2 protein-coding genes and 1 pseudogene are annotated in these 6,421 nt (G+C 74.7%); all 3 read right to left on the bottom strand.

Translation table 11 applies throughout. The features are described 5' to 3' along the window. Positions 1 to 9: 9 nt before the first annotated feature. Positions 10 to 3,615, bottom strand: a complete 3,606-nt coding sequence (mfd, locus tag ACEZDG_RS27100; RefSeq protein WP_380514095.1) for a transcription-repair coupling factor — start codon at positions 3,613 to 3,615, stop codon at positions 10 to 12. A gap of 112 nt (positions 3,616 to 3,727) precedes the next feature. After that, positions 3,728 to 4,831 (bottom strand): hypothetical protein, encoded by a 1,104-nt coding sequence (locus tag ACEZDG_RS27105; RefSeq protein WP_380514097.1) that lies wholly within the window; start codon positions 4,829 to 4,831, stop codon positions 3,728 to 3,730. A 72-nt stretch (positions 4,832 to 4,903) separates the two neighbouring features. Further along, positions 4,904 to 6,409 (bottom strand): annotated as a pseudogene (locus tag ACEZDG_RS27110) (SUKH-4 family immunity protein); the annotation flags it as partial. Between the last annotated feature and the right edge of the window lie 12 nt (positions 6,410 to 6,421).

Genomic DNA, 6,421 nt, shown 5'->3' on the forward strand with positions numbered 1-6,421 from the left:
GAGGGGGCGCTAGCGGGGCTTGGCGGTGGTCATCTCGTCGAACATGGTGGTGAGGAACTCGGTGCACCAGGTCAGCAGCTCGCGGCCGACCACCGGCTTGCCGCCGATCTTGCCGGTGCCGGGGCGGGGCACCAGCAGCAGCTTGGTCGAGGCCTTGACCTGGCTGCGCGGGTAGAGCCGGCCGAGCCGCAGCTCCTGCGACTCCCGCAGCTCCACCGGGCCGAAGCGGATGCTCTGGCCCTGCAGGGTGATGTCGGAGATCCCGCAGCGCCGGGCGAACAGCCGCAGCCCGGCCACCAGCAGCAGGTTCTGCACCGGTTCCGGCAGCTTGCCGTAGCGGTCGGTGAGCTCGGCCCGGACCGCGGCGATGTCCTCCTCGGAGTTCACCGAGGCGATGGACCGGTACGCCTGCAGCCGCAGCCGCTCCCCCGGGGCGTAGTCGTGCGGCACATGGGCGTCCACCGGGAGCTCGATCTTGACGTCCAGCGGCTCCTCGGCCGAGTCCTCGCCAATGCCGCCGCCGCCCACATTGTCGCGGTACTCGGCCACGGCCTCGCCGACCATCCGGATGTAGAGGTCGAAGCCGACCCCGGCGATGTGCCCGGACTGCTCGCCGCCGAGCAGGTTGCCCGCGCCGCGGATCTCCAGGTCCTTCATCGCGACGTACATGCCCGCGCCCATCTCGGTGTGCTGGGCGATGGTGGCGAGCCGCTCGTGCGCGGTCTCGGTGAGCGGCTTCTCCGGCGGGTAGAGCATGTAGGCGTAGCCGCGCTCGCGGCCCCGGCCGACGCGTCCGCGCAGCTGGTGCAGCTGGGACAGGCCGAAGGTGTCGCCGCGCTCCACGATCAGGGTGTTGGCGTTGGAGATGTCGATGCCGGACTCCACGATGGTGGTGGAGACCAGGACGTCGAACTCCTTCTCCCAGAAGTCGACCACGACCTTCTCCAGCGCGGTCTCCCCCATCTGCCCGTGCGCGGTGGCGATCCTGGCCTCCGGGACCAGTTCCTTGAGCTTGGCCGCGGCCTTGTCGATCGACTCGACCCGGTTGTGGATGTAGAAGACCTGGCCCTCGCGCAGCAGCTCGCGCCGGATCGCCGCCGAGATCTGCTTCTCGTCGTAGGCGCCGACGAAGGTCAGCACCGGGTGCCGCTCCTCCGGCGGGGTGGTGATGGTGGACATCTCGCGGATGCCGGTGACCGCCATCTCCAGGGTGCGCGGAATCGGGGTGGCCGACATGGTCAGCACATCGACGTTGGCGCGCAGCTTCTTCAGCTGCTCCTTGTGCTCGACGCCGAAGCGCTGCTCCTCGTCCACGATGACCAGGCCGAGGTCCTTGAACCTGGTCTCGGCCGAGAACAGCCGGTGGGTGCCGATGACCAGGTCCACGCTGCCGTTGCGCAGGCCCTCCAGCACCGCCTTGGCCTCGTTGTCGGACTGGAACCGGGACAGCGCCTTCACCACGACCGGGAAGTTGGCGTAGCGCTCGGAGAAGGTGGAGAAGTGCTGCTGCACCAGCAGTGTGGTCGGCACCAGCACCGCCACCTGCTTGCCGTCCTGGACCGCCTTGAAGGCGGCGCGGACCGCGATCTCGGTCTTGCCGTAGCCGACATCGCCGCAGACCAGGCGGTCCATCGGGACGGTCTTCTCCATGTCGGACTTGACCTCGGCGATGGTGCTGAGCTGGTCCGGGGTCTCCGCGTAGGGGAAGGCGTCCTCCAGCTCCCGCTGCCAGGGGGTGTCGGGGGCGAAGGCGTGGCCGGGGGCGGCCATCCGGGCCGAGTAGAGCCGGATCAGGTCGCCGGCGATCTCCTTGACCGCCTTCTTGGCCCGGGACTTGGTCTTGGTCCAGTCGGCGCCGCCGAGCCGGTGCAGCGAGGGGGCCTCGCCGCCGACGTACTTGGTGACCTGCTCCAGCTGGTCGGTGGGGACGAACAGCCGGTCGCCGGGCTGGCCCCGCTTGGCGGGGGCGTACTCCAGCACCAGGTACTCGCGGGTGGCGCCCTGCACCGTGCGCTGCACCATCTCCACGTAGCGGCCGACGCCGTGCGCCTCGTGCACCACGTAGTCGCCGGCCTGGAGCGCCAGCGGGTCGATGCCGTTGCGGCGGCGCGAGGGCATCCGGCGCATGTCCTTGGTGGAGGACTTCTGCCCGGCCAGGTCGGTCTCGGTGACCACGTGCAGCTTGAGGCCCTCGGAGTACAGCCCGTACTCGATGGAGCCACAGGCGACGTGGACGATGTCGCGGGACGGGGCCGAGACCAGGTCCGGGGTGAGCCGGGCGCCGATGCCCTCGCCGGACAGCATCTCGGCGATCCGGGACGCCGGGCCGTGGCCCTCGGTCACCAGCACCACCCGCCAGCCCTCGGCCAGCCTGCCCTTGGCGTCGGCGATGGCGCGGGCGGTGTCGCCGCGGTAGGCCTCGGCCGGGTGCAGGTCCAGGTGCAGCACATCGGGGCCGGTGACGGCCTCCTCGTCGGCGGCGAAGGGGCTGACCGACCACCAGGGCAGGCCGATCTCGTCGGCGTGCTCGCGGATGTCGGCGATGGACCAGAGCGAGGCCGCGCCCACGTCCAGCGGACGGTCGCCGCCGGAGGCCGCGGCGACCCAGGAGGCGTGCAGGAACTCCTCGCTGGTGCGCACCAGGTCGGCGGCCCTGGTACGGACCCGCTCGGGGTCGCAGACCACCGCGATGCTGGCCGGCGGCAGCACGTCCACCAGCAGTTCCATGTCGTCGACCAGGACCGGGGCGAGCGACTCCATGCCCTCGACGGCGATGCCCTGGGCGATCCGGTCCAGGATGTCGGCGAGCTCCGGGTGCTCCAGCGCCAGTTCCGCGGCGCGGGCCATCACCGGCTCGGTGAGCAGCAGCTCGCGGCAGGGCGGGGCCCACAGGCCGTGCTGGGCCACCTCCAGCGAGCGCTGGTCGGCGACCTTGAAGTAGCGGATCTCCTCGACCTCGTCGCCCCAGAACTCCACCCGCAGCGGGTGCTCCTCGGTCGGCGGGAAGACGTCCAGGATGCCGCCGCGGACCGCGAACTCGCCGCGCTTCTCCACCAGTTCGACCCGCTGGTACGCGGCGGCGGCGAGCCGGCGGGTGAGGTCCTCCAGGTCGACGTCCTGACGCACCCTCAGGCTGACCGGCTCCAGCTCGGCCAGGCCCTTGACCTGCGGCTGCAGCACACTGCGGATCGGCGCGACGATCACCTGCAGCGGTCCTGCGGCCGGGTCGTCGGCGCTGGGGTGGACGATCCGGCGCAGCACCGCGAGCCGGCGGCCGACGGTGTCCGAGCGCGGCGAGAGCCGCTCGTGCGGCAGGGTCTCCCAGGCCGGGAACTCGGCGACGCTGTCCGGCGGCAGCAGCGAGGCCAGCGCCGCGGCCAGGTCCTCGGCCTCCCGGCCGGTGGCGGTGACCGCGAGCACCGGACGGCCGCGGGAGTCCTGCTCCTTCGCTGCGGCGGCGGCCAGGGCACGGGCCAGCGCCGCGACCGCGAACGGGCGGGCGGCGGGCGGGCCGACCAGGTCGAGGTGGCGGCGGTCCCCGGCGAGGGCGGACTGCGCGGCCTCGGCGAGGGCGGGGTCGGCGGCGACGACGTCAAGCAGGCCGGTCAGGCTCATGGACTTCTCTCAGCGGGTCTCAGCCGACGGCTGGGGGGCCGGGGGCAACGCGAAGCGCCCGGAACGCAGTGCGCCCCGGGGGGTTCCAGAGTACGCCCCGCCGGGGCGACGCTCAGGCTTCGCCCGGGAAGGCCCCGTCCAAGGTCTGCGGCGCGGGCTCCCGGGGCCCGGGCTCCAGGCTTCCGGGCTCGGGCGTCCGGGGCTGCTCCAGCGGCTCGGGCTCGGCGGCGGCGGGTTGCGCGGCGCTCGGGCCGGCTTGCCCGTCCCGGGCGTCCGCCGCGTCCGCCGCGTCCTGGGCGTCGGCCGCGCCGGTGAGGGCGGTCAGGGTGGACCGGATGTGGTCCAGGTGGGCGTGCAGTCCGGCCTGCTGCTCGGCGAAGGCCAGCCGTTCCCGCTCGGCCGCGGCGGCGATCCGCTCGGCCTCGCGCTGGGCCGCCTCGACCAGCCGCTCGGCGGTGGTGGCCGCCTCCGCCGCGGTGCTCGCGGCCTGCGCCCGCATCGCCCTGAGGTGCCGCTCGGCCTCGCCCTGCCTGCGCTCGGCACCCGCCGTCAGCGCGGCCTCCTGCGCGGCCTGCTCGCCGTCCGCCGCGGCCAGCGCCTGGTCGGCCGCCTGCTGCAGCGCGGCCAGCCGGGCCCGGACCGACTCGGCGGTGTCCTCGCCGCGGGTGCGCAGCTCGGCGGCGTAGCCTGCGGCCTCGTCGCGGGCGGCGCGGGCCTCCCGGTCGGCGTCGCCGCGTTCGGCCTCGGCCATGGCGCGGGCCCGGTCCAGGTCGCGGCGGAACGATTCGTCGGCGGCGCCCCGGGCGCGGGCGGCGTAGTTCTCGGCGTCCTCGTGGTGCCGCCTGGCGTCGGCCCGGGCCTCGGTGTCCAGCGCCTCGGTCCAGGCCTCGGCCTCGGTACGGAGCTCCGCCGCCTCCTCCTGGGCCAGCTCCAGCATCCGCGCGGGCCGCTCGCCGAGTTCGGCGTACGTGGGCGGGGGCGCCTGGGCCGCCGCCTTCTCGGCCTCGGCGGCGTCGATCAGGACCTGCTCCAGCGCCCGCATCCGGTTGCCGAGGCCGGACAGCCGCTGCCAGGCGGCGTCGCGGTCGGCGGTGAAGCGGATCAGCGCCTGGTCGACCTGCGCGGGGTCGTAGCCGCGCCGGGTCACGGTGAAGCCGTGCGGAGAGACGGCGTCGCTCATCGGGCTGGTCCTCTCGTCCGAGCGGGTGTGGATCATCAGAAAACGGTCATTATGCGACCCATTCTGCACAGACCCACTACCCGATCCGACAATCCGACACCCGTACGGTCAGAGCAAGCCATCCCACAGCTGTTCGAGCAGCACCGCCCACCAGGTCTCGGCGGACTGGAGCGCGGCCGGGTCCAGGGCGGCCAGTTGGGCCTGGAAGTCGGTGGTCCAGTGGCCCGCCTGCTCCGGGGTCAGCCCGTACCGGAACCGCCACATCCGGCCCAGCAGGGCCATGCAGCGCAGGAACTCCGGCAGGCCGGAGTTGACGAAGCGCGGCTGCTGGGCCTCCGGGCCCGGCGGCTGGGTCGGCGTGCCGAAGTCGACCGCGACGATCGCCGCCGTCCCGTACTGGACGCAGAGCTGGCGGCCGTAGTCGTTGCCGAGCACCAGGTAGGTGCCGGCGTCCGGCTGCGCGGTGATGCCGCGTTCCACGGCCAGCTCGGCCAGGGTCGGCAGCGGACGGCCGGGCTGGGCCTGGGCCCAGAAGAACGGCCCGAACTCGACCGGCAGCCCGGCCCAGGTCAGCGAGCCGGACACGGCCTCGGGGATGCCCTGCCTGGACACCGCCTGCGGCTCGTAGCGGAACAGGTTCTGCTCGCCGAAGGCCTGCTGCAGTTCCTCCGCCAGCGCCTGCGGCTGCACCGGCGCGGCCGGTGGCACCGATCCGGCCGCGGGCAGCGGCACCCGGAACGGGCGCTGCGGCGCGGGGCCCGCGGCATGGGTGTGCAGCTCGCCGTGGTGCTCGAACAGGTGCTGGACGCCGCGCTGCCGCGCCGCCCGGTCCCGTCCGTACGGGGCGATGCTGCTGACCCGGACGTTCGGCCAGGCCTCCTTGACCATCCGCTGGCAGTAGCCGCCGGGCAGGTCGCAGCTCTCCAGCTCGGTGTGCAGCTCGAGCACCTGCTCCGGCGGCACGTTGAGCCGCCGCACCTCCTGCAGGATCTGCCACTCCGGGTGCGGCAGGCCGAGCGTGGAGCGCTGGATCAGCTGCTGCTCGGAGCCGTCGGGGCCGCGGTAGCGGAGCACCGCCATGTAGCCCGGACCGACCGTGGGCACCCCCGGCTGGGACGGCGCCGGCGGGGGCGGGGGAGCCTGCGGCTGCGGGGCGGGCGGCGGCGGCGCGGCGGCCGGGCCGCGGCCCAGGTTCAGCGCGGGCGCGAACTGGGTCGGGACGTAGCTGTCGTCCGCGCCCGGTCCCGCGGCGGGCGCCGGGGGCAGCGGGGAGCCGCCGCGCAGTCCTGCCGGGGGCGGGGGCGGCGGCATCCCGGGCATACCGGGAGCGGCACCGGGCTGGGACGGGGCCGCGGGTGCGCCGGCGCCGCCGACCAGCCCCGGCGGAGGGGGCGGCGGCAGCCCGGGGCCGCCCGCCGAGGCGGACGCGGGCGCGGGCGGCGGCGGAGGCGGCATGCCGGGAAGGCCGGGCGGGGGCGGCGGCGGACCACCGGCCGGACCGGCGGGCGGGGGCGGCGGACCGCCCGCTCCCCCGAGCAGGCCGGGCGGCGGGGGCGGCGGCGGTCGCGTCCTGGATCGCGTCCAGGGTGGCGTCGGTGACGTCGGCGGGCTGGGCGGTGTACATCA

The organism is Streptacidiphilus alkalitolerans (assembly GCF_042511045.1).
GTDB lineage: Bacteria > Actinomycetota > Actinomycetes > Streptomycetales > Streptomycetaceae > Streptacidiphilus > Streptacidiphilus alkalitolerans.

Bases quoted from the DNA above. Each gene is read 5' to 3' on its own strand.
- mfd (WP_380514095.1), bottom strand. From the start codon at position 3,615: ATGAGCCTGACCGGCCTGCTTGACGTCGTCGCCGCCGACCCCGCCCTC.
- ACEZDG_RS27105 (WP_380514097.1), bottom strand. From the start codon at position 4,831: ATGATCCACACCCGCTCGGACGAGAGGACCAGCCCGATGAGCGACGCC.